The sequence below is a fragment of the Rhodococcus sp. ACT016 genome, assembly GCF_050477185.1.
In the GTDB taxonomy this organism is placed as follows: Bacteria; Actinomycetota; Actinomycetes; order Mycobacteriales; family Mycobacteriaceae; genus Prescottella.
The window spans coordinates 824,903-848,046 of record NZ_JBEAET010000001.1 but is presented as its reverse complement, the minus strand read 5'-3'; the positions used below and the strand labels follow the sequence as shown (position 1 = coordinate 848,046).

Annotated in this window: 18 protein-coding genes; 9 read left to right on the top strand and 9 right to left on the bottom strand. The window is 70.2% G+C overall.

Annotated features, from left to right (window positions below; genetic code table 11):
* Positions 1-37 precede the first annotated feature (37 nt).
* Positions 38-241 carry a transcription antiterminator/RNA stability regulator CspE gene (gene cspE, locus ACQ5DX_RS04040; RefSeq protein ID WP_005514750.1) on the bottom strand — a complete coding sequence of 68 codons (204 nt, stop codon included), beginning with the start codon at positions 239-241 and terminating at the stop codon, positions 38-40.
* A 333-nt stretch (positions 242-574) separates the two neighbouring features.
* Here cspE and ACQ5DX_RS04035 point away from each other — a divergent pair, with 333 nt between their 5' ends.
* The 3 genes from ACQ5DX_RS04035 to ACQ5DX_RS04025 are packed head-to-tail and all read left to right on the top strand — an operon-like array spanning position 575 to position 3,983.
* Positions 575-784: a heavy-metal-associated domain-containing protein gene (locus ACQ5DX_RS04035; RefSeq protein ID WP_430331392.1), complete on the top strand. Its 210-nt coding sequence runs from the start codon at positions 575-577 to the stop codon at positions 782-784.
* Between the two features lie 8 nt (positions 785-792).
* Positions 793-1,728 carry a hypothetical protein gene (locus ACQ5DX_RS04030; RefSeq protein ID WP_430331391.1) on the top strand — a complete coding sequence of 312 codons (936 nt, stop codon included), beginning with the start codon at positions 793-795 and terminating at the stop codon, positions 1,726-1,728.
* The gene (locus ACQ5DX_RS04025) at positions 1,728-3,983 is read left to right on the top strand and encodes a heavy metal translocating P-type ATPase (RefSeq protein ID WP_430331390.1); all 2,256 of its coding nucleotides are present in this window, start codon (positions 1,728-1,730) and stop codon (positions 3,981-3,983) included. Before ACQ5DX_RS04030 ends, ACQ5DX_RS04025 begins: the two co-directional genes overlap by 1 nt.
* A 67-nt stretch (positions 3,984-4,050) precedes the next feature.
* On the opposite strand, the gene ACQ5DX_RS04020 is transcribed toward ACQ5DX_RS04025, so the two are convergent.
* The 5 genes from ACQ5DX_RS04020 to ACQ5DX_RS04000 all read right to left on the bottom strand — a co-directional run bounded on the left by ACQ5DX_RS04020 (position 4,051) and on the right by ACQ5DX_RS04000 (position 9,819).
* The gene (locus tag ACQ5DX_RS04020; protein ID WP_430331389.1) at positions 4,051-5,649 is read right to left on the bottom strand and encodes an ABC transporter substrate-binding protein; all 1,599 of its coding nucleotides are present in this window, start codon (positions 5,647-5,649) and stop codon (positions 4,051-4,053) included.
* A gap of 183 nt (positions 5,650-5,832) precedes the next feature.
* Positions 5,833-6,447 carry an LppU family putative lipoprotein gene (gene lppU, locus ACQ5DX_RS04015; RefSeq protein ID WP_430335539.1) on the bottom strand — a complete coding sequence of 205 codons (615 nt, stop codon included), beginning with the start codon at positions 6,445-6,447 and terminating at the stop codon, positions 5,833-5,835.
* 178 nt (positions 6,448-6,625) lie between these two features.
* Positions 6,626-7,525 (bottom strand): 16S rRNA (adenine(1518)-N(6)/adenine(1519)-N(6))-dimethyltransferase RsmA, encoded by a 900-nt coding sequence (gene rsmA, locus ACQ5DX_RS04010; RefSeq protein WP_430331388.1) that lies wholly within the window; start codon positions 7,523-7,525, stop codon positions 6,626-6,628.
* 29 nt (positions 7,526-7,554) lie between these two features.
* Positions 7,555-8,682 carry a transglycosylase family protein gene (locus ACQ5DX_RS04005; protein WP_430331387.1) on the bottom strand — a complete coding sequence of 376 codons (1,128 nt, stop codon included), beginning with the start codon at positions 8,680-8,682 and terminating at the stop codon, positions 7,555-7,557.
* A 9-nt stretch (positions 8,683-8,691) separates the two neighbouring features.
* Positions 8,692-9,819: a transglycosylase family protein gene (locus ACQ5DX_RS04000; protein ID WP_430331386.1), complete on the bottom strand. Its 1,128-nt coding sequence runs from the start codon at positions 9,817-9,819 to the stop codon at positions 8,692-8,694.
* A 201-nt stretch (positions 9,820-10,020) separates the two neighbouring features.
* Between ACQ5DX_RS04000 and ACQ5DX_RS03995 the strand changes: the two genes are divergently transcribed.
* Positions 10,021-11,013, top strand: coding sequence for a pirin family protein (locus ACQ5DX_RS03995; RefSeq protein WP_430331385.1), 993 nt, complete (start codon positions 10,021-10,023; stop codon positions 11,011-11,013).
* A gap of 64 nt (positions 11,014-11,077) precedes the next feature.
* Here ACQ5DX_RS03995 and ACQ5DX_RS03990 read toward each other — a convergent pair whose 3' ends face one another.
* Positions 11,078-11,917 carry a TatD family hydrolase gene (locus ACQ5DX_RS03990; RefSeq protein ID WP_430331384.1) on the bottom strand — a complete coding sequence of 280 codons (840 nt, stop codon included), beginning with the start codon at positions 11,915-11,917 and terminating at the stop codon, positions 11,078-11,080.
* 20 nt (positions 11,918-11,937) lie between these two features.
* Here ACQ5DX_RS03990 and metG point away from each other — a divergent pair, with 20 nt between their 5' ends.
* The 3 genes from metG (at position 11,938) to ACQ5DX_RS03975 (ending at position 16,162) form a co-directional block, all read left to right on the top strand.
* Positions 11,938-13,533: a methionine--tRNA ligase gene (gene metG / locus ACQ5DX_RS03985; protein ID WP_430331383.1), complete on the top strand. Its 1,596-nt coding sequence runs from the start codon at positions 11,938-11,940 to the stop codon at positions 13,531-13,533.
* A gap of 48 nt (positions 13,534-13,581) precedes the next feature.
* Entirely contained in the window at positions 13,582-14,778 is a 1,197-nt protein-coding gene (locus ACQ5DX_RS03980; RefSeq protein WP_430331382.1) for a DUF2786 domain-containing protein, read from the top strand.
* 88 nt (positions 14,779-14,866) lie between these two features.
* Positions 14,867-16,162: an aminodeoxychorismate synthase component I gene (locus ACQ5DX_RS03975; protein WP_430331381.1), complete on the top strand. Its 1,296-nt coding sequence runs from the start codon at positions 14,867-14,869 to the stop codon at positions 16,160-16,162.
* Here ACQ5DX_RS03975 and ACQ5DX_RS03970 read toward each other — a convergent pair.
* Positions 16,083-20,147 (bottom strand): NACHT and WD repeat domain-containing protein, encoded by a 4,065-nt coding sequence (locus tag ACQ5DX_RS03970; RefSeq protein WP_430331380.1) that lies wholly within the window; start codon positions 20,145-20,147, stop codon positions 16,083-16,085. The two genes, ACQ5DX_RS03975 and ACQ5DX_RS03970, sit on opposite strands and share 80 nt — an antisense overlap.
* Before the next feature lie 293 nt (positions 20,148-20,440).
* Between ACQ5DX_RS03970 and ACQ5DX_RS03965 the strand changes: the two genes are divergently transcribed.
* Positions 20,441-20,614 carry a hypothetical protein gene (locus ACQ5DX_RS03965; RefSeq protein ID WP_430331379.1) on the top strand — a complete coding sequence of 58 codons (174 nt, stop codon included), beginning with the start codon at positions 20,441-20,443 and terminating at the stop codon, positions 20,612-20,614.
* Positions 20,615-20,675: 61 nt separating this feature from the next.
* Here the strand turns inward: ACQ5DX_RS03965 and rsmI are convergent, their stop codons facing one another.
* Positions 20,676-21,515 carry a 16S rRNA (cytidine(1402)-2'-O)-methyltransferase gene (gene rsmI, locus ACQ5DX_RS03960; protein WP_430331378.1) on the bottom strand — a complete coding sequence of 280 codons (840 nt, stop codon included), beginning with the start codon at positions 21,513-21,515 and terminating at the stop codon, positions 20,676-20,678.
* A gap of 23 nt (positions 21,516-21,538) precedes the next feature.
* Between rsmI and ACQ5DX_RS03955 the strand changes: the two genes are divergently transcribed.
* Positions 21,539-23,098 carry a dolichyl-phosphate-mannose--protein mannosyltransferase gene (locus ACQ5DX_RS03955; RefSeq protein ID WP_430331377.1) on the top strand — a complete coding sequence of 520 codons (1,560 nt, stop codon included), beginning with the start codon at positions 21,539-21,541 and terminating at the stop codon, positions 23,096-23,098.
* Positions 23,099-23,144: the final 46 nt, after the last annotated feature.

Genomic DNA, 23,144 nt, shown 5'->3' with positions numbered 1-23,144 from the left:
TCATGCGCCCGGCTCAGCCGGGCAAGTCCGAGTGAGCTCAGACAGCCGTGACGTCGGTGGCCTGCGGGCCCTTGTTGCCCTGGCCGATCTCGAAGCGCACGCGCTGGTTCTCTTCCAGGGTGCGGAAGCCGTTGGTCTGGATCGCCGAGTAGTGGACGAAGACGTCGGCGCTGCCGTCGTCGGGCGCGATGAAGCCGAAGCCCTTTTCAGCGTTGAACCACTTCACGGTGCCTTCTGCCATGTTTCTTTCCTTCTCTTACGCAGTGCAAACTCGGGAAACTCCAGGTCAGGGGTTCCCGGGCCGATGTCACACGGCGGTGTCGTCGAACTCCGAGTGGAGACTCGCCCGCCCGCAACTTAAGGATTTGCGAGCGTGGACTAACACAAACACAAAAACTACGACCGCGACCAGTCAACCACAGCACCGTCGGGCGCGCTTGCCCCACCTACAAGAAACCCGGCGACGTGGCGAAGATCTCTTCCAACCCCTTGCGTTCGATACCCCCTGGGGGTACCTTTCGAATTGTTCGAGCCATACCCACACGGGGTAGTGGTACAACAGAGGGAGACCGAGATGAGCACCGCCGAATACACCGTCACCGGGATGACCTGCGGACACTGCGTCGGCTCAGTCAAGGAGGAGGTCGGCGCGATCGCGGGCGTCTCCGACGTCGCCGTCGACCTGCAGTCCGGCCGCCTGACCGTCACGTCCGCCGCCCCGCTCCCGGAATCCACGGTCGCCGCGGCCGTCGAGGAAGCGGGCTACACGGCCCGACCGATCTGAGGAAACCGATGCGCACGTCCACCACGCTCATCGCCTACACCGGGGGTCTCGCGGTCGTCTTCGCCGCGGCCCTCGGCGTGGGCGCCGTCACGGGAAGCCCGATAGACATGACGAGCACACACACCGACAGCCATGCGGCCGCCGCCGAGACGACCGCCACCACGGACACGACCGTTCCGGCCGGGCTGCAGGTATCGCAGGACGGATACACCCTCGGCGAGATCACCTCGCCCACCCGGGCCGGCGGGCCCGGCGCCCTGGCCTTCCGCATCCTCGACGCCGCGGGCAACCCGGTCCGCGAGTACGACGCGCTGCACGAGAAGCAACTGCATCTCATCGTCGTCCGCGCCGACACCAGCGAGTTCCGGCACGTCCACCCCACGCTCGGCGCGGACGGGACCTGGTCAGTCGACTGGACCTGGCCGACCGGCGGCACGTACCGCGTCTTCGCCGACTTCCAGGCGACCGGCGCACCCCGCCAGCTCACGCTCGGCCGGAGCGTCGACGTCGCCGGCGATCTACAGGTGGCGCCGCTGCCCGCCGCGTCGCGCACCGCGACCGTCGACGACTACACCGTCACCCTCGACGGCGACCTGACGACCGTCGGCGGCCCGCTGACGCTCCGGGTCAGCCGCGACGGTGTCCCGGTCACCGAGCTCGATCCCTACCTGGGGGCGTACGGCCACCTAGTGGCGCTGCGGACCGGCGACCTCGCCTACCTGCACGTCCACCCCGAGGGCGAGCCGGGCGACGGCGTCACCGCTCCGGGACCGGACGTCACGTTCCACGCCCAGGCGCCCAGCGTCGGCACCTACCGACTGTTCCTCGACTTCCAGCACGAGGGCACCGTCCGCACCGCCGAGTTCACCGTTCCGGTGGGCCCGACAGCGGCGCCGACGGCCGAATCCGCACCCGCACACGACGGACACGAAGGAGGACACTGATGACCACCGCCGATCTCGCAACCGGCCGCAGTGACACCATCGAACTCTCGATCGGCGGGATGACGTGCGCCTCGTGCGCCGCGCGGGTCGAGAAGCGACTCAACAAACTCGACGGCGTCTCGGCGACCGTCAACTACGCCACCGAGAAGGCGAAGGTCGTCTTCGACGACTCGATCACCACCGACGACCTGGTCGGCGCGGTCGAGAAGGCCGGGTACACCGCGACCCTGCCGGCTCCCCCGACCGTCGACGAGTCCACCGCCGAAGATCCCCGCGACCGCGAACTGGCGTCGCTGCGCACCCGCCTGATCGTCTCGACGGTCCTGGCGGTGCCGGTGATCGCCATGGCCATGATCCCGGCGCTGCAGTTCACCAACTGGCAGTGGCTCTCGCTGACACTCGCCGCTCCCGTGATCGTGTGGGCGGGACTGCCGTTCCATCGTGCGGCGTGGACGAATCTGCGGCACGGCACCGCGACGATGGACACGCTGATCTCGCTCGGCACGTCCGCCGCGTTCGCGTGGTCGCTGTATGCGCTGTTCTTCGGCACCGCCGGCACCGCAGGTATGACGCACGCCTTCGAACTGACCATCAACCGCATGGACGGTGCCGCGAACATCTACCTCGAGGTCGCGGCCGGCGTCATCACGTTCGTGCTCGCCGGGCGCTACTTCGAGGCCAAGTCGAAGCGCACCGCCGGCGCGGCACTGCGCGCGCTGCTCGAACTCGGGGCCAAGGAGGTCTCGGTCCTGCGTGACGGTGTCGAATCGCGCATTCCCGCAGACCAATTGCGGGTCGACGACCTGTTCGTGGTGCGCCCCGGCGAGAAGGTCGCCACCGACGGCGTCGTCGTCGAGGGCAGCTCCGCCGTGGACATGAGCATGCTGACCGGCGAATCGGTGCCGGTCGAGGTGAGCGTCGGCGACGACGTCGTGGGTGCGACCGTCAACGCGGGCGGCCGGCTCGTCGTGCGGGCCCGTCGGGTCGGCAGCGACACCCAGCTGGCCCAGATGGCCGCACTGGTGGAGGACGCACAGAACGGCAAGGCCGAAGTGCAGCGCCTGGCCGACCGCATCGCGGGCGTGTTCGTCCCGATCGCGATCGCGATCTCCGTTGCCGCCCTGGGCTACTGGATCGGCACCGGCAACCCGCTGCAGGTGGCCTTCACCGCCGCGGTCGCCGTGCTGATCATCGCGTGCCCGTGCGCCCTGGGCCTGGCCACCCCGACAGCACTGCTCGTCGGCACCGGCCGCGGCGCCCAACTGGGCGTGCTGATCAAGGGTCCCGAGGTTCTCGAGACGACGCGTGGCGTCGACACCATCCTGCTCGACAAGACCGGCACCGTCACCACCGGCAAGATGACGCTCGTCGACGTGATCACCGCCGAGGACGTCGACCGTGACGAGGCACTGCGCCTGGTCGGCGCGCTCGAGAACGCGTCCGAGCATCCGATCGCACAGGCGGTGGCCGCGGGCGCCGCGGACAGCGTCGGAAACCTACCCGCTGTCGCTGATTTCGTGAACGTCGAAGGCAAGGGCGTGCAGGGTGTCGTCGACGGCCACGCCGTGGTCGCCGGACGCGAGAGCCTGCTCGCGGACTGGTCGCTCCACCTACCGGGCGAGCTCGCCCGGGCGAAGCAGGAGGCCGAGAAGCTGGGCCGGACCGCGATCGCGGCCGGCTGGGACGGGCAGGCGCGGGCGGTGTTCGTGGTCGCGGACGCGGTCAAGGACACCAGCGCCGACGCGGTGCGCCGGTTCAAGGCGCTCGGGCTCACCCCGGTGCTGCTGACCGGCGACAACGAGACCGTCGCGCGGACCGTCGCGGCGCAGGTGGGCATCGACACCGTGATCGCCGAGGTACTGCCCGGCGACAAGGTGGACGCCGTCAAGGACCTGCAGTCCCGCGGCAAGGTCGTCGCGATGGTCGGCGACGGCGTCAACGACGCCGCCGCCCTCGCCCAGGCCGACCTGGGCCTGGCGATGGGCACCGGCACCGACGTCGCGATCGAGGCCGCCGACATCACCCTGGTCCGCGGCGACCTGCGCTCGGCCGCCGACGCGATCGAGTTGTCCCGCAAGACGCTTCGCACCATCAAGGGCAACCTGTTCTGGGCCTTCGCCTACAACGCGGCGGCGATCCCGCTCGCCGCGGCGGGCCTGCTGAACCCGATGCTGGCCGGCGCGGCGATGGCGTTCTCGAGCGTGTTCGTCGTCAGCAACAGCCTGCGGCTGCGGCGGTTCAGCCCGTCCGCCTAGGAGATGCACGAGGGCCCGGCGACCGTTCGGTCGCCGGGCCCTCGTCACGTCGCCGTGCCGGTCGCGGTCAGATGCGACCGGCCTTGTCCAGCAACATGATGCCCGTCGCGGTGGGCACCACGCCCCGGACGTTCTGCTGCCAGGCCACGTAGATCATCACGGAACTGACCGGCACGCTCGGCACCGTCTCGTTCCACAGCGTCTGGATCTGGGAGATCACGCCCCGGATCTGGTCGTCGCCGTCGGCCGCCTGCAGCTTGCCGAGCAGTTCGTCCATCTGCGGATTCGAGTACCCGGCGAAGTTCGACGTGGAACTGCCGGCCAGGGTGGTCTGCAGACCCAGGAACGGAATCGCCTCGTACAGGCCGATACCGGCGTGCGCCATGTCGTAGTCGTGCTGGACGTACACCTGCTTGACGATGTCGCCGGCGTTGTTCGCGTTGATGATGTTCACGGTGAAACCGACCGCCTGCAGCAGAGACTGCACGGCCAGGCCGATCGCCGCCTCGGTGGGCTCCTGCAGCACGATGTAGTTCAGCGTGCCGTTGTAGCCGTCGGCCTTGGCCTCGTCGAGCAGCTTGCGAGCGGCGTCCGGATCGTAAGGCAGGCCCTGGACATCGGTGGCCCAGCGGGACCGCTCGTCGAACATGGCCTTGCCGGGCAACCCGAGACCGTTGTCGCCGCGCTGGCCGACCAACTCCGGATCGATCGCCAGCGCGATCGCCTTGCGGACCCGGACGTCGGCACCGGGGCGGCCCTCACGGTTGTTGACCAACTCGGCGCCGCCGCTGTTGAGAATGCTGAACGAACCCGGGTAGTCGGCGTCGAGGGCGTCGTAGATCGCCTGCGGGTTACCGCGCATGAAGCCGATGTCGATGCCGTTCGTCTTCAACGATTCGAGGTTCTCCCGCGAACCGCTGAGCGCGATGAAGCGGACGCGGTCCGCGTTGGGCTTGCCGTTCCAGTAGTCGGCCCGCGCGGTGAGCACCCGCTCCTCGTTCGGTGCGTACCGCTCGAGCACGAACGGACCGGCGCCGATCGGCTTGAACGCCTCACCGTCGCCCGCACTGGGCGCGACGATCATGCCGTGGCCGAGGGCCAGCATGGACGGGAACGTCGGCCACTGCTTGCGCAGGCGGAACTCGACGGTCTGCGGATCGACCGCATTCGTCGACTCGACGGCGTCCACCCACACGGCGGCACCGTTGCCCCGGTTGGTGTTGTAGCGGTTAATGCTGGCCACCACCGCGTTCGCGTCCAACGGCGTGCCGTCGCTGAACGTGACGCCCGGGCGGAGCTTCAGCGTCCACACCATGCCGCTGCCGTCCGCCGTGAACGACTGCGCCAGTCGGGGCACGAATTCGCCGGTCTTGTCGTCGTAGCGCAGCAGGACGTCGTAGACCGCGGCCAGCTCGTCGCCGCCGCTGCCGCCGCGTGCGGCGGTCTTCGCCGGATCGAGGGTGGCCGCGAGCGCCTGCACGCTGAACGTCAGCTGGGGCACCGGGCCGGGGGTGCCGTCCTGGTCGCCCACGAGGCCGACGGCCGGTGGGGTACGCGTGTCGCCGGAGTCACTGCCGCCGTCCGAGTTCGCACAGCCCGCGAGGACCAGCGCACTCGCGACCACGGCCGCGACGAGCCCCTTGCCGAATACCGATCTACTGCCCACGCAGCCTCCCACCACTCGAGAAACTGTGACCTCCGCCACAGATTGCGGAGAGGGTAGGTCGAGTCCAGTTCGTACGGACTGCCCGGTCCCGTTCAGTGAGATCGGAGGGCGTCCCGACACTCCGCCGCCGGGGCAGAAACACGAACGGCCCGGAGGGGATCCCTCCGGGCCGTTCGCCGCGGGCTACGAATAGCTCACTGTCTCCGTGCACACGGTGAAGCGGCGCTCGTCGTGGACGAAGCCGCCCTCCGAGCACGCCTCGACGTCCGTGGCGCCCTCGATGATCTCGACCGCCCGCTCGATGTTGGGCGCGGTCGGGTCACCGCAGTCCACGCGCTGCGGTTCGTCCTCGCCGTCGGGCAGGCTCATGCAGCCGCCGATCACCCAGTCGACGTCGAGGCACAGGGCGCCACGCTCACTGCCCCACTTGGTCTCGTAGTAGACCTGATCGACGTCCGACGGGCACTGCGCGTTCGCCGCCGCCTTGGCGACAACCTTGTAGTTGGACCTGCCACCGCCGCAAGCGGCTTCGGCGATCGTCGCGGCGTCCGACGTGCCGCCCAGGCGCACGCAGTCACCGATCTCCACGTCGATGTCGACCGAGCCGCCGGTGTCGGAGCCCTGCTGCCCGGCCACCGTACTGGGGGCCGCACTGGTCGTGGTCCTCGACGACGTCGTCGACCCCGCGCCGTCGGCTGCCGCCGCAGTACCCTCTACCGTTCCACCGCAACCGGCGACCAACGCCGTCGCAGCCACCACCGACGCCACCCCGATCGACCGTCGCAGGTAAGCCCACATTCGCTTGTTCACAACCGTTTTCCTCGAAACCACAACTCGAAGGGATCGTTCCGCGGCGATCTCCCCCGACAGCGACCGCCCGGTCCATTCTGGTCCAGAACTCCCGCTCGATCGAATCGGCGGATGTCCGGGTTCCGGCGAATACCCGAATCCCCCTGTCATGAGGAAGGATTCGGCGTCACTCCGATTCCGGGGTCGCGGCGAGCCGCACGAAGGCGGCGGCATCGAGCTTCTCGCCGCGGGTCGACGGTTCGATTCCCGCGGCCACGAGCCGGCGCTCGGCCTCGGCCGGCGAGCCGGCCCAACCCGCGAGCGCGGCGCGAAGAGTCTTGCGGCGCTGCGCGAATGCGGCGTCGATGACCCCGAAGACCCGGCGCCGGTGGGCGGCGTCCATCGGCCACGGCTCCTCGGTGTACCGGTCGATGCGCACCAGACCGGACTCGACCTGCGGCACCGGCCAGAACACCGCGCGTCCGACTGCGCCGGCGCGCTTGACCGCGCCGAAGAAGTTGGCCTTCACACTTGGCACGCCGTACACCTTGTTTCCCGGCGTCGCGGCGAGCCGGTCGGCGACCTCGGACTGCACCATCACCAGCGCGGTGCGCAGGCTCGGGAACTCGGCGAACAGATGCAGCAGGACCGGGACCGCCACGTTGTACGGCAGATTCGCGACCAGCGCCGTCGGCTCACCCGGGACGTCCTCGGGCATCACCCGCATGGCGTCGGCGCCCACGACCGTCAGCCGGTCCGTCAGTTCCGGCGCCCGGTCCGCGACCGTCGCCGGCAGCCGCGCGGCCAGCTTGGGATCGATCTCGACGGCCACGACCTTGTCGACGACGTCGAGCAGCGCCAACGTCAGCGAACCGAGCCCCGGACCGACCTCGAGCACCGTGTCCTGCGGGCCGACACCCGCGGTCGCGACGATGCGACGCACCGTGTTCGCGTCGTGCACGAAGTTCTGACCGAGCTGCTTGGTGGGGCGCACCCCGAACTCTTCGGCGAGAGCCCGGACCTCGGCTGGGCCCAGCAGGGCGGCCTGTCCTCGCGGATGGATGGGGGGCGGCACGGCGTCTGACACCTCAAGAACCTAACCCACGCGGCAAACGGTCAGCGCAGGCCCAGCTTGCTGGTGCACGACGGCCACGCGCCCCAACCCTGCGTCTCCTGAGTGCGGCTCGCGATCGCGATCTGCTCCTCGCGGCTGGCGAGGTCGGCCCGCGGCGCGTACTTGAGTCCGCCCTGGCGCTCCCACGTGTTCTGGTCGAACTGCACGCCGCCGTAGAAGCCGTTGCCGGTGTTGATCGCCCAGTTGCCCGTCGCCTCGCACTGCGCGAGCGCGTCCCACGTCGCGCCGTTCTGCACCGGCGGCACCTCGGTGCCCGGCTTGGCGCCCACCCGCACGACACGCGGCTCCGGCGCAACCCGGACAGTGGAGCCGACCGGCTTGCGCCCGGTCTCGACCCCGTTGACCGTCGTGACCTCGTACGTGACGTCCGCGACACCCGAGCGGCCCGCGTTCTCGACGACCGTACGGCTCATGTTCATCGTCGGATCCTCGATGCGCTGCTCCGGCGGCGCCACCGACTCGGTGACCACGCGGGTCTCCGTGCGGCCCCGGGTCACCGTGATCTCCATGCCCTCGGCGAGCGGGGCATCCGCCGCCGGGACGACCGTGTCGGCCTGCTCCAGCGGGGTGCCGTTCGCAGCGAGGAACTCACCGACCGTCGGTGCCGCCAACCGGACGTCGGACGACGCCTTCGCACCGTCGACCAGATGGACGGTGCGTGGGTTGACGACGTCGAGGTCTGCGCCCTCGAGCGGCAGACGCTGCGAGCGGGACGCCGAGACGTGCACGTCGCCGGCGAGCCGGAACTGGTTGAGCGCCTCGTCGACCGTGAGCGCTGTGGTCCACACGCTGCGCTGCTGGCCGTCCACGGTGAGCGCGACCTCGCGGCCACGGCGCAACACCACGGTGTCGCCGTCGTGCAGATCCGAGTCCGCCGCGGGCGCGACCGCGTCGTGCTCACCGACCGAGTAGCCCGCCGCGGCAAGCGCTCCATTGACATTCGACGACATCGTGCCGACCTGGATCAGCTCACCGTCGACGTCGACGGTGACGGTCTTGTGCTGCGTGATCGCCACCCCACCACCGACGGTGAGGGTCGCGAGCGTCGCGGCCACCACGCTGTACATCAGCGGCGACCGACTGGTGTTGATCTTCGACAGGGGCGACATCGCTTTTCCTTATCCGAGACCCAATTTGCTGGTGCAACCCGGCCACGCGCCCCAGCCCTGCGCCGCCTGAACCTTCTCGGCGACGGCGATCTGCTGCTCACGGGTGGCCAGGTCCGCACGCGGGGCGTACTGGGTACCGCCGTACGCCGCCCACGTGCCCTGGTTGAACTGGAGGCCGCCGTAGTAGCCATTGCCGCTGTTGATCGCCCAGTTGCCAGTGGCCTCGCAGTGCGCGATGGAATCCCACACCGAGCCGTTCGCCACCGACGGCGCAGCCGGCTTCGGCTTGGTCCCGACACGCACGACGGTCGGGGCCGCCTCGCGGACCACGGCGGACGAGAGCTCCTGCCGGTGCGTCTCCGCGCCGTTGATCGACGTCACCGACACCGTCACCGTCCGCTCGCCCGGCGCACCCGGGTTCTCGACAGTGGTCTTGCCCTGCTCGAGTTCCGGGTCGTCGACGCGGCGCTCGGGGACCGGGATCGGCTGCGTCTCGGTGCGGGTGTCGGTGCGGTTGCGCGTCACGACGATCTCGAGTCCGTCGGTGAGCGGCGTCTCCGGTGCCGGTGTGACGGTGTCGGCCTGCTCGAGCCCCGCCTTCGTCACGGTCAGGAACTCGCCGACCGTCGGGGCGGCGACCCGCAGCTCGACCGGTGCCGCACCGCCGTCGGACACCTTGACGGACCTGGCGTTCACGACGTCGAACTCCATGCCGTCGAGCGGAATTCGCTGGCCTCGGGACGCCGACACGTACGCGTCGCCGGCCATGCTCATCTGACGCATCGCGTCGTCGACGGTCAGCGCCGTCGTCCACACCGTCCGGCGCTCGCCGTCGACCGTCAGTGCGATCTCGCGGCCACGACGCAGGACGACGGTGTCGCCGTCCGAGAGCTTCGCATCGGCACTGGGCGCGACGGCGTCGTGCTCACCGACCGGATAGCCGGCGTTGTCGAGAACGGACCCGACGTCGGAACGCAGCGTGCTGAGCGAGATGGCCTCGCCGTCGATGTCGAGGGTGATCGTCTTGTGCTTGGAGACGACGAGTCCGCCACCGACGAGGAGCGTCGCGAAGAGCGCAGCGATCACGACGTAGAGCAGTGGCGACCTGGCGGTGTTGATCCGAGCTAGAGGCGACACGACACGTCCTGGGGCCGACGACAGGTTCGATCACAGCACGGTAACGGTGAGGCTGTGATCTGGCAACCGCAACGTGTCGATCAGCACATACGCTGCCACAAACGTCTCGACAACGCGGCTGGTCAGTCACGAATCGGTCACGGCCCCTTGGTCGTCGAGTTCGCGAGCACCCACCCTGCGAGGGCGTGAAAGGGTGAAGCCATGAGCAATGTCGAAGCCGATCCGGTCGAGATCGAGTGCGAGCACGGCCCCGACGAACCCGTCGCCGGGCGACCCCTGACGGAGGTCATCACGTCCCGCGAGGTGCCACTGGGCGGTCCGCGCGCGATGCCGGTGCGCCGGACGCTGCCGCAACGGCAACGGTCACTGATCGGCGCGTGGTGCTTCGCCGACCACTACGGACCCGACGACGTCGCGCTCACCGGCGGCATGGACGTCGCGCCGCATCCGCACACCGGCCTGCAGACCGTCAGCTGGCTGTTCACCGGAGAGATCGAGCACCGCGACAGCATGGGCGTGCACGCGATGGTCCGGCCCGGCGAGGTCAACCTCATGACCGGCGGCCGCGGCATCTGCCACTCCGAGGTCTCGACACCGGACACGACGATCCTGCACGGCGTCCAGTTGTGGGTGGCCCTGCCCGACGCGGCCCGCGACGCCCCGCGCGACTTCGCGCACTACGTGCCGCCGGTCGTGTCGGTCGAGGGTGCGTCTGCCCGGGTGTTTCTCGGCTCGCTGGTCGGATCCCGGTCGCCCGTCCACACCTTCACTCCCCTGCTCGGTGCGGAACTCACCCTCGACCCGCGCGCCCGGGTGCGCCTGGACGTCGACCCGACCTTCGAACACGGCGCGCTCGTCGACACCGGCGCCGTCCGACTCGAGGACATCGACCTCGCCCGCGCCGACCTCGGCTACGTCGGGATCGGGGCGTCGACGCTGACGCTGACGAACCTCACCGACGAACCGGCCCGCGTCGTACTGCTCGGCGGCGAACCGTTCGGCGAGGAGATCGTGATGTGGTGGAACTTCGTCGGCCGCAGCCACGAGGAGATCGCGCAGTTCCGCGACGAATGGCAGGCCGAGTCGGACCGGTTCGGCGCGGTGGAGGGGTACCGCGGTGCGGTCCAGCGGCTGCCCGCGCCGCCGCTGCCCAACGCCCGGATCAGGCCGCGGAAGAACCCGCCGTCGGCCTGAGCGCCCATTCTTCGCTCGCCCGCGCGGGATCCCGCACGATGCCGTCGAGAATGGGCGGTGAGGCTCAGCCGCGCGCGGGCAGCCGGTAGACGCGCTCGGCGGTCGCCGTCGACGCCTTCGCCAGTTCGACGGGATCCTCGCCGCGCACCTCGGCGAGCGCCCGCAGCGTGTACGGCAGGCAGTACGACTGATTGGGCGCGCCGCGGAACGGGTGCGGGGTGAGATACGGCGCGTCGGTCTCGACGAGCAGCTGATCCGCCGGCACCAGCAGCGCGGCCTCGCGCAGCGCCTTCGCGTTCTTGAAGCTGACGGTGCCGGAGAAGCTCAGCACGTAGCCGGCGTCGACGCAGGCGCGCGCCATGGTCGCGTCGGACGAGAAGCAGTGGAAGATCACCGTCTCGGGCGCGCCCTCGGAATCCAGCACGCGCAGCAGGTCGGTGTCGGCCTCGCGGTTGTGGATCATCAGCGGCTTACCGAGGCGCTTCGCGAGGTCGATGTGCCAGCGGAAGCCGTCCTCCTGCTCCTCCGACGTCGCGCAGCCGTCGAGCTTGCCCGGCCAGTACAGGTCCAGCCCGGTCTCGCCCACCGCGACCACGCGGGGGTCGGCCACGAGCCGCTCGATCTCCGCCTTCGTGGCGTCGTCGAGGGAGTTGGCCCGGGTCGGGTGGATCGCGACCGCCGCGAAGACCCGGTCGTCCCAGTTCGCGGCGTCGACAGCGAACTGTGCCGCCGACAGATCGTCGGCGACGGTGACCACCCGCTCGACGCCGACCGACGCCGCCCGATCCACGATCTCGCGCACGCTCGCAGCATCGGTGGCACCGCACGCATCGAGGTGCGTGTGCGCGTCGACGAGCGGAAAAAGCGGCTCGGGCAGGTCCGGGGCGGGACGATCTTTGCTCACGTCGATAGAGTAGGCGCACCATGACTGTGCCTTCCTCGCCCAACCCGATGCCTGCCCCGACGGACCGGCCGCCGTTCTATCTGACGACCGCGATCGCGTACCCGAACGGCGTCCCGCACATCGGACACGCCTACGAGTACATCTCGTCGGACGCGATCGCGCGCTTCAAGCGCCTCGACGGATTCGACGTGTTCTTCATGACGGGCACCGACGAGCACGGCCTGAAGATGCAGCAGACGGCGGCCAAGGAAGGCATCGACGTCCGCGACCTCGCGACGCGCAACTCGGACGTGTTCCAGGCGATGGACAAGGTCCTGGGCATCTCGTACGACCGGTTCATCCGGACCACCGACGCGGACCACATCGAGTCCAGCAAGGCGATCTGGGAGCGGATGGTCGCGGCGGGCGACATCTATCTCGACACCTACTCGGGTTGGTACTCGGTCCGCGACGAGGCGTTCCACGCCGAGGAGGAGACGACCGTCCTCGAGGACGGCACCCGCATCGCCACCGAGACCGGCACGCCGGTCGAGTGGACCGAGGAGTCGAACTACACGTTCCGGCTGTCCAAGTACCAGGACCGCCTGCTCGCGTTCTACGAGGAGAACCCGGACTTCATCGCGCCGGCCACGCGTCGCAACGAGATCCTCAGCTTCGTCAAGAGCGGGCTCAAGGATCTGTCGATCTCGCGGACCACGTTCGACTGGGGCGTTCCGGTGCCCGGCGATCCCGCGCACGTCATGTACGTGTGGGTGGACGCGCTCACCAACTACCTCACCGGTGCGGGCTTCCCGAACACCGATTCGGAGGAGTTCAAGCGCTACTGGCCCGCGAACCTGCACATCATCGGCAAGGACATCACGCGGTTCCACACCGTGTACTGGCCGGCCTTCCTGATGTCGGCGGGCGTCGAACTGCCCGAGCGGGTCTTCGTGCACGGCTTCCTGTTCAACAAGGGCGAGAAGATGTCGAAGTCGGTCGGCAACGTCGTCGACCCGCTCGCGATGGTGGAGCAGTACGGCCTCGACGCCGTCCGCTTCTTCCTGCTGCGCGAGATCTCGTACGGGCAGGACGGCAGCTACAGCCACGAGGCGATCGTCACCCGCATGAACACCGACCTGGCGAACGAGCTGGGCAACCTGGCACAGCGGTCGCTGTCGATGGTCGCCAAGAACTGCGACGCGCAGGTCCCGACGCCGGGTGAGCTGACCGACGACGACCGGGCGCTGCTCGCGCAGGCCGACGCGCTGCTCGGGAAGGTCCGTGCCGAGTTCGACGTGCAGGCCCTGCACCTCGCCCTCGAGGCGATCTGGCACGTGCTCGGCGAGACGAACCGCTACTTCTCGCAGCAGGAGCCGTGGGTGCTGCGCAAGACCGATCCGGCCCGCATGGCCACGGTCCTGTACGTGACCCTCGAGGTGGTCCGCATCGTCGGCATCCTCGTCCAGCCGGTGATGCCGGGGTCGGCCGAGAAGATCCTCGACCTGCTGGGCCAGGCGCCCGAGGCCCGCGCCTTCGCGGACCTCGACACCCGCATCGTCGCCGGTACGGCACTGCCCAAGCCGGTCGGCGTGTTCCCGCGGTACGTCGAGGAGACGGCGGCGGAACAGGCCTGACAGCCGCTCGATCGAAAGTTGTCGGTCCCCTCGTGCACACTCGCACGCATGGGGAGCAATAGAACATACTTTCGAACACGGGAACGCCTCGCCGGTGACTGCGTGCCGCCCCGGCAACGGTCGGCGGCGGGGCTGATGACCGCGCTCGCCGACGCGTACGAGCGCGGCTGGCAGCCCGCCGACGTCATGCACGTGACCCGGCGTGCGCTGGGCGCGACGACCGTACCCACCGCCGCCGCGGCCGTGCTGTTCCAGGCCCGGGCGTCGAGCACCCCCGGTCCGGCCCCGCGCGAGTGGCGTGCCCAGCTCGCGCGGATCGCGGACGGCGAACCCGATGCCGCGCGATTCGCGGAGGAATTGCCGTCGCGCTGCGACCCCGACGACTTCGCGGCGGCACTCGACACCGCCGGCTGGCAGATCGGCGTGCGCGAGTGGGTCGACCTGACCGTGCTGTGGCTCGAGTTCCCCCGCCTCAACCAGTTGTGCGAACCCCCGTCCGGCTGGTCGCGCGTGCCGGTGCAGCACGACGTGCCCGGCGCCGAGACCGCGGACCCCAAGGTGCTCAGCCGCATTCGCGGACTGCTCGCCAAGGCGGAGGCCACCGAGTACGTCGAGGAAGCCGAGACGTTCACCGCGAAGGCGCAGGACCTCATGACGCGGTACGCGATCGGCACCGCTCTCCTGAGCGGCGGCGCCGCGGCGACCACCGCGGTCCATAGCCGACGGATCCACCTCGACAACCCGTACGTGCGTGAGAAGGTGCATCTGCTCACCGCGATCGGCGAGGCCAACCGCGTGCGGACGGTGTGGTTCGACCGGTTCGCGATCGCGACCGTCGTGGGCACCCCGCTCGATCTCGAACAGGTCGACCTGCTGTTCACGTCGCTGCTGGTCCAGGCCACCCGAGCCATGCAGGCCGCCGGATCGCGCGACGCGGGCGCCGCCCGGACCGCGTCGTTCCGCAAGGCGTTCCTGTTCGGCTTCGCGGTGCGCATCGGGCAGCGGCTCAAGGAGACCGACAGTCGGGCCACCGCCGAGGCCGCGGTGGACGCCGACGTCCGGATCGACGACCTGCTGCCGGTGCTGGCGGCGAGGTCCGCGGCCGTGGACGCCGAGTTCGAGCGGCTGTTCCCGACCACGAGGGCATCGCGGAGTCGCACCGTCGACGCCGACGGGTGGCACGCCGGGCAATCCGCCGCCGACGACGCCTCGCTGTCGGCGGGCGCGCGGGCGATCCCGCGATGAGGCACCGGCCACACACGGGGTGCCGGGCCGACGGACGTCACCGCGGACCGATGCCTGGGGCGACTGCTGCTCATGGAAAGCTGGACCAATGCGGATCGAGCGGCTCGGAGACGGTGGCAGCGCCGCCGACGTGTTCCGCGCACTGGCTCGGCGGGCTCGGTCGCGGCAGCTACCGCCGCCGGCCGGCCTGACCGGACGCTGGTTCGACACCGCCGCCGTTATTGCGCCGAGCCTGGCTGCGGCGCTGTGCGAACCCGAGGCGGCTTTCGGCTTCCCGCGGTCGGTCCCCCGTGAAACCGAGGTGCCCGACGGCCTGCTGATCGGCGGCGGCTGGATCGGCTACCGCGCCTACCCCGACCGGACCGGGATGCTGCCTGCGGCCGCCGGCGGCTGGACCGATCACGTTGTGCGGCTGGACGAGTCGGGCTGCTGGTGGTTCGAGAGCCTGCTCGACGAGCCGTGCCCCGACGACCTCGCGCAGGCGGTGCGCCATCCGGACGCCGGGCCGCGGCCGTGGCACATCGAGTGGATCGAACCGGACCGGCGGGCACATCGCCGCGGCGTCGAGGACTGCCTCGACGCCATCGCCCGCGGCGACGTCTACCAGGCGTGCGTGTGCGCGCGCTTCCACGGGACGAGTTCCGGTCTGCCCACCGACTTCTTCGCCGACGCCGTCGACCGGACCCGCCCCAGCCGGGCCGCCTTCGTGCAGGGCGCATGGGGTGCCGTGGCGTCGCTGTCCCCCGAGTTGTTCCTGGCGCGGCGCGGCGACACCGTCACGTCGAGCCCCATCAAGGGCACCCTCCCGCTCGACGAGAATCCGGAACTGCTCCGACGCTCGGTAAAGGACGTCGCCGAGAACGTGATGATCGTCGACCTGGTCCGCAACGATCTCGGACAGGTCGCCGAGCCGGGATCGGTACGGGTCACCGACCTGCTGCGGGTCAAGCCGGCACCCGGCGTCTGGCACCTGGTCTCCACAGTCGCGGCCACGGTCCCCGGCACGGTGAACGCCACCGAACTGCTCGACGCCACCTTCCCGCCCGCATCCGTCACCGGCTGCCCCAAGCACTCAGCCCGGCAGCTACTCGCACAGTGGGAGCCGGATCCGCGGGGCGTCTACTGCGGCACCGTCGGAATGCACAGCCCGGTCGCCGGCCTCGAACTCAACGTCGCGATCCGCACCGTCGAGTTCGACGCGGCCGGCCGCGTCGGCCTCGGCGTCGGGGGCGGCATCACGATCGACTCCGATCCCGCCGCCGAATGGCAGGAGTGCCTCGACAAGGCCCGCAGCATCGTGACGCTCACTCCGTCTCGCACGCACCCCGACCCGACTCCGGCATCTCGAAGTGCGCCGGCCGATCCTGCATCAGTTCCGAGGTAGCGGCGCAGATCCGTCCCGTGATCGTGTCCGGGTCGAGTCGCCACGTACGCAGCACCCCGTCGCCGCCACCAGCGATCACCATGTCGGTCCGCGGCAGGAACGTCACCTGCCAGCGCCCCCTGCCGATCGTCGTCAGTGGACCACCGACGGCCTCGTGACCGTCGTCGACGCTCCACAACAGGACCGAACCGTCGTCGCTGCCGCTGACGACGTGGGAGCCGTCCGCGGTGAACGCGACGCTGTAGACGGTGCCGGTGTGGCCCTGCAGGGGTTCCGGCCGCTGGGTGAATCCGCCACTGTCGTCCCGATCCCACAGCAGCAGCGTGTGGTCGTCGCTCGCGGTGACCAACGTCGAACCATCGGGGCTGAACGCGACAGCGTTGACGCCGCCCTCATGGCCCTCGCCTTCCAGCTTCCGCGGTGAAGGCGCCGACGGATCGTGGACGTCCCACGCGTGGATGTCGCCGTCGGCGCTGGCCAGCACCAGCAGGTCACCGCTCGGGCTGAACTGGGCGCTGCGCACCAGGTTGTGCGGTCCGGTCAGGCTGCGGCCGCGGATGACGGGTGCGCGGGGATCCTCGATGTTCCACAACGCGACGCTGAAGTCGTCGTCGCCGATGGCCAGCGTCCGCCCGTCCGGGCTGAACGCAATCTCCCACGTGAACCGCGTCGCGGTGACGATCTCCGACCCCAGCGGTGTCGGCCGGGCCGGATCCTGCACGTCCCACAACTGCACGTACCCGCCCGAGGTCTGGGTGGTCGCGAGAATGCGGCCGTCCGGCGAGAGCACCGCGACGTTCGCGCCGCCCCGCGGGCGCGGCACGTCGATCGATCCGGCCTTCGTGAGTTCTCCCCGGTCGTCGACCGACCACAACCGCACCGCCGAGTCGTACCCGGCGGTCGCCAGCAGTGAACCGGCGCGGTTCAACGACGGCAACGTCACCTGCGAATCCGACACCGGCACCGTGCCGGGCGCCAGCGTCCAGACCCGGATGACCGAGTCCTGTCCACCGGTGACGATCGCGCCGCCGTCCGGGGAGAGCGCCAGCGCGGGCACTCCCCCGCCGTTGCCGCTCAGCGCGGGCTTCAACTCGCGGAGGATGCGCGTCACCGGATCCACCGACCACAGCTTCGCGGTGCCGTCCCACGACGCACTCGCGAGGGTCGCACCGTCCGGGGCGAACGCGATGGTCCAGATGCCGCCCGAGTGGGCCTGGACCGGCGTGTCGATCGGACGGATGGCCCCGAGATCGGTGGTGTCGAACATCCGAATCAACCCGTCGTCGCTGCTCGCGGCGAGGCTACGGCCGTCCGGACTGAACGCAACCGAGTGCACGACGTCGTCGAAGCCCGACAGTTCGCGACCGAGCTGGAGCGGCTGCGCGGGATTCGCGATGTCCCACACGCGGACCGTGCGGTCGTCGCTCGCCGTGGCGAGGACAGAGCTCCCGCGGAACGACACCGTCCGCACCGCACCGGAGTGCCCCTGCAGCGTCCAGGTCGTGAACTTCCCGGAGTCGGGGTCGGACGTGTCGACCAGGGTGACGGTGCCGTTGTCGTGCGGGACCGCGAGAAGCCGTCCGTCCGGGCTGAACCGCACGTTGTGCACGGCGCCGGGCACCGAATGCACACCGTCCACCAGCGCGCGCGGCGCGGCGCGGTCGCTGATGTCCCAGATCCACATCGCGCCGTCGCCGCTGCCCGCGGCGAGGAGCCGACCGTCGTGGCTGAACGACACCGACGCCATGTACTGCTGCGAGCCCGTCAGCTCCGAGCCCAACTGGACCGGGTTCGTCGGGTCCGAGAAATCCCACAGGCGCACGGTCCGGTCGTCGCTGGCGGTGGCGAGTGTCCGGCCGTCGGCCGAGATCGCCACGCCGTAGATGGGCCCGGTATGGCCGCGCAGGGCGCGGGAGATCGGCGTGTTCTCGGTCGCCACCAGCCGGGAGTACGCGTCGGCGCTGCCGGGGCGCATCCGCCACGCCGCGAGCGACAGCTGCGCCGACGTCGTGGGGTCGTTGTCGCGCAGGGCGTCGGCCAGCGCCACGACCTGCTGGAACTGCGCTGCGCTGCGCTCGCTCTCGGCGCGAGACTTCGCGGCCAGCGCCATCACACCCATCACGACCGCGATCACCGCGGAGAACGCGAGCGCCGCCATCACGGCCCGCTCCATCCAGGACTGCCGCCGAACCTGGCGGACGGACGCGTCGAGGAAGTCCCCGGCCGCCGGCGTGAGCGAGGCCGCGACCGCGGACGTCCCCGCCGGATCGGGCGCGCCGGCGTTGTCGGCCCTTTTCGCGGCATGCTCGGCCAGCAGGTCGAGCCGCCCGCGGTGATAGAGGAGGCTTTGATTGCGCTTCGCGTCGTCCCAATGCATGGCATCGGTCTCGACCTGCTGCCGCAGCGCCGAGTACGACCGGTCCTCCTGGATCCAGGTCGCCAGCCGTGGCCAGGTGGCGATCACCGCGTCGTGGATCAGCTCGACGTCGTCGCCGTCGACGACCAGCACGCGGGCACTGACGAAGTGGTCGATCACGCGCCGACCGGTGCCGATGTCGGCGCCCTCGAAGGCGACCAGTTGGGTGAGGGTGCGGCGGATCTTGACGTCGGTGCCGGTGCTCGTGACGTACACCAGGTGCACCATCATCGCCCGCGCGAGCACCCGCCCGTGTTCGTCGAGCTGTTCCCAGGCTCGCTCGGCGGCGGCGGCGATCGAGCCGAGCACCCCGCCCGTGCCGCGATAGTTCGCGATCGTGAGCTGGCCGCCGCGGCGCCGCTCCCACATCGTGTCGAGCAGGTGCGAGACCAGCGGCAGCACGGTGCCGCTGCCCTCCGGCGGGTTGGGTGACGACGCCGTGAGCACCCCGAGGTCGTTGAGGATCAGATCGACCAGGCCGGGCTCGAGCTTCAGGCCGATCATCCGGGCCGGCTGCGTGATGACCTCGACGACGTCCTCGCGCAGCAGGGGCGCGACGGCCTTGCTCCGCTGTTCGAGTGCGCGGGCGAGCACCGGGTAGGCCAGCGCCTGCGCGTAGAAGTCCGAGCGCATCGTCGCCACGACGGACGGCGCCTCGCTCGGCTCGTGGCCGAACGGGGCCGTCGCCGCGAAATCGAGCACCGTCAGGAAGCGCGCCCGCTCACGCGGATCGGTGCACTGGGTGAAGAGTTCCTCGATCTGGTCGACGACCAGCAGAACCTGGGCGGCCCCCAGTCGGGTCGCCGCCTGTCGAAGGGCCAGGTCGATCTGCTCGTGGTCCGGCGCGGCGACACACGTTTCCAGTTCCGGCACGGCCGCGACCAGCGCGTCCAGCGGGTGCGCTCCGGGCGCGAACACGATCGGTGCGAAGGCGGTCCGCCCCTCACCGCGATCGTGCCCACGCAACTCGGGAATGAGGCCGGCCTGTACGAGCGAGGACTTGCCTACCCCGGACGCACCGGTGACGATCACCAAGCCCTGCCCCTGCGCCGACAGCACCGCGGCGACGAGGGCGCTCAGGCTCTGCCGGCGTCCGAAGAACAGCCGTTCGTCCTTCTCCCGGTAGGGGGCGAGCCCGCGGTAGGGCCGGACACCGGCGGGGAGGGCCGGGGCCGTCGACTCCGCGCTGCCGCCGGTGGTCCGCGCGGCGGGGACCGCGTTGGCACTGCGCCACCACGTCTCCCACTGTCGCATCGAGAACAGACCGTCGGTGGGTGGCTGACCGCTGTGGAGTGGTCGCGCCATCCGGATCAGCACGGCCAGGACCGGGCGCACCGATTCGAACGTCGCCGGCATCCGCTTGCCCGAGCGCCAGTCGCTGACGCGCTGGACCGACGCCGGCTTGTCCCCACCCATCGAGCGTGTGAGGGTCGCGGCGTCGGACACCACCTTCTTCAGCGGCGGCCCGCCCGCGGTCGCGAACAGCAATCGCAGTTGGTCGGCGAAGAACAGGCGCGCCTGCGAGCCCGAGTGCTCGGCGTCCGGCGTCTGATCCGTGTCGGACGTCATTGCCCGCGTCCTCTCCCTCCAGCCCCGACATTTGGTCCGATTCGCGTCCGCTTCCGCACCTGTGAAGGACATGGACGACCGCTCAAATTCCGCTGCGGATTAATTCCTCACCGCCTGCGAACTGCGATGATAGCGCCCCGAGCAGACTCGTTGGTTTCCGTGTTCCGTCAAGCGGGGCAAAGTCGACATCGACGCACAACGGCCCCAGAGCCGGCGGCGCGGTAGCCGGTGGGGGCTGGATTAGAACGAGGGGTAGCCCCTGCCGACCGCACGCCATGGAGGAGGAGCGCGCGATGATCGAACGAGCGACGAAGTTGACGGTGAGAACACCACCGGCAGTAGTGGCCGCTCTCGTCATCGCCGCGACGCTGGGGCTGATGGTGCTGTTGGGTGCGGCCCCCGCCGATGCGGCCGCGAACCCGACGGGTGGGGCTTCGATCTCGGTCGAAGCCCCCACCCGCGGGTGATTCGCTCGACGGGGGTTGGCGGGGGCCGGTCTACCGTTCCTGCTCCGCGACGACCGCGGGGTCAGTCCCGACGCGTCGCGAGCACCGTCTCGTACAACTCTCGCTTCGACACGCCCAGTGACTTCTCCGCGGCGACCTGAGCGCACGCGTCCTTGAGTCGGACGCCGTCCGCGACCAGACGCTCGACCTCCTCGACCAGATCCTCGGGATCGGCGGACACCGGCTGGGCACCCTCGAGAACCACTGTGATCTCGCCGCGGGCGCCGTCGACCGCCCACTCGGCCAACTCCGCAAGCGTTCCGCGGCGCACCTCTTCGTAGGTCTTCGTCAGTTCCCGGCAGACCGCGGCGCGCCGGTCCCCGCCGAGGACGTCGACGGCGTCGGCCAGGCAGGCCGCCAGCCGGTGCGGCGCCTCGAAGAACACACACGCCCGCGGTTCGGTCCGCAGCATCTCCAGCCACGCTCGGCGCTGCCCCGCCTTGCGGGGCGGGAACCCGTCGAAGCAGAACCGCTCGACCGGCAGCCCCGACAGCGCCAGCGCCGTCGTCACCGCCGACGGCCCCGGCAGGCATGTCACGGGCAGTTCCTTCTCGACGCACGCGGCGACCAGTCGATAGCCGGGGTCGCTCACCGAGGGCATCCCCGCGTCCGTGACCAGCAGGACGGTCCGGCCCTCCTCGATGTCGGTGATGAGTGCTGGCAACCTGGTGACCTCGACCTGGTCGTAGAAGCTCACCACCCGACCGGTGATCGTGACGCCCAGTGCGGCCGCGAGTGCCTTGGTGCGACGGGTGTCCTCGGCGGCAACGACGTCGGCGGATCCGAGCGCGCTACGCAGCCGATCGGAAGCATCACCGATGTCACCCATAGGAGTTGCGGCGAGGACGAGGCGACCAGTCATGGGTGACAGCCTACGATCGACTCGTGACCCAGCTGACGGACGAGCGCCCCGTACCGCCGTCCGGCAGTGGCCGACTGGTCAGCCCGGCGCCGCTCGCGCCTGCTCCCGACTTCGGTCCCACCGATCGGCGGCGCGGCTGGATCGTGACGGCGTTGGTGACGGCGCTCGCCGCGATCACCCGGTTCACGATGCTGAACTACCCCACCGACGCGGGAACGCCGGTCTTCGACGAGAAGCACTACGCGCCGCAGGGGTGGCAGGTGCTCACGGGCGGCGGCATCGAGGACAACCCGGCCTATGGCCTGGTGGTGCATCCCCCGGTCGGCAAGCAGTTGATCGCGATCGGCGAGGCGCTGTTCGGTTACAACGCGTGGGGCTGGCGGTTCGCGTCGGCGATGGCGGGGACCGTCCTGGTGCTGCTGGTCGTCCGGATCGTGCGGCGCATGGCCCGGTCGACGCTGATCGGCGCGATCGCCGGCGTCCTGCTGATCGCCGACGGCGTGACGTTCGTGTCGTCCCGACTGGGGATGCTCGACATCTTCCTGGCGCTGTTCACCGTCGCGGCGCTGGGCTGCCTCGTGGTCGACCGCGACCAGGTGCGCGAGCGCATGGCCCGGGTGCGGTCGGACGGCCGGATCGATGTCACGGATTTCGGTCCGCGCCTCGGCGTGCGGTGGTGGCGGTTCGGCGCCGGCATCATGCTCGGTTTGGCGTGCGGCACCAAGTGGTCGGGCATGTACTTCATCGCGTTCTTCGGGCTGCTGTGCGTGGGCTTCGACATCGCGGCCCGCCGCGCGTACGGGGTGCGCCGCCCGTGGGTCGGGACCGCGATCCGCGACATCGGCCCCTCGCTGTACGCCCTGGTGCTGGTGCCGCTCGGCGTCTACCTGGCGACGTATGCGGCATGGTTCGCCAGCGAGACCGGGGTGGACCGGCACGCGGTGGGCAACGAGGTCGGCACCGGCGGGCCGTTCGCGTTCGTTCCGGACGCGCTGCGATCGCTGTGGTACTACAGCGCGAAGGTGCTGGAGTTCCATTCGGGGCTGACGAATTCGGCGGGCAACCATCATCCGTGGGAGTCGAAGCCGTGGACGTGGCCGATGGGCCTGCGGCCGATGCTCTACTACTACGCCGAGGGCGATCACGTGTCCGGCTGCGGCGGACCGACGTGCGTCAAGGCGGTCATGCTGATCGGCACGCCCGCGATGTGGTGGCTGGCGGTGCCGGTGCTCGGCTGGGCGCTGTGGCGGACGTTCGTGAGCCGCGACTGGCGGTACGCGACCGTGCTGACCGGGTACGGGGCCGCGCTCCTGCCGTGGTTCGTGACGCTGGACCGGCAGATGTACTACTTCTATGCGGTCGCGCTGGCGCCGTTCTTCGTGATGGCGATCGCGCTGATCCTCGGCGAGATCCTCGGTACCGTGCGCAGTTCGACCGAGCGGCGCGGCACCGGGCTGCTCGCGGTGTGCCTGTACGTGGGGCTGGTGGTCGCGAACTTCGTGTGGTTGTGGCCGATCATGACGGCCGTGCCGATCACCCCGGAGATGTGGCAGCAGGAACTGTGGCTGCCGAGCTGGCGCTGAGCCGGAACGCCGGCGGAACCGGACGAAACCCGTCCGCGTGCGACCC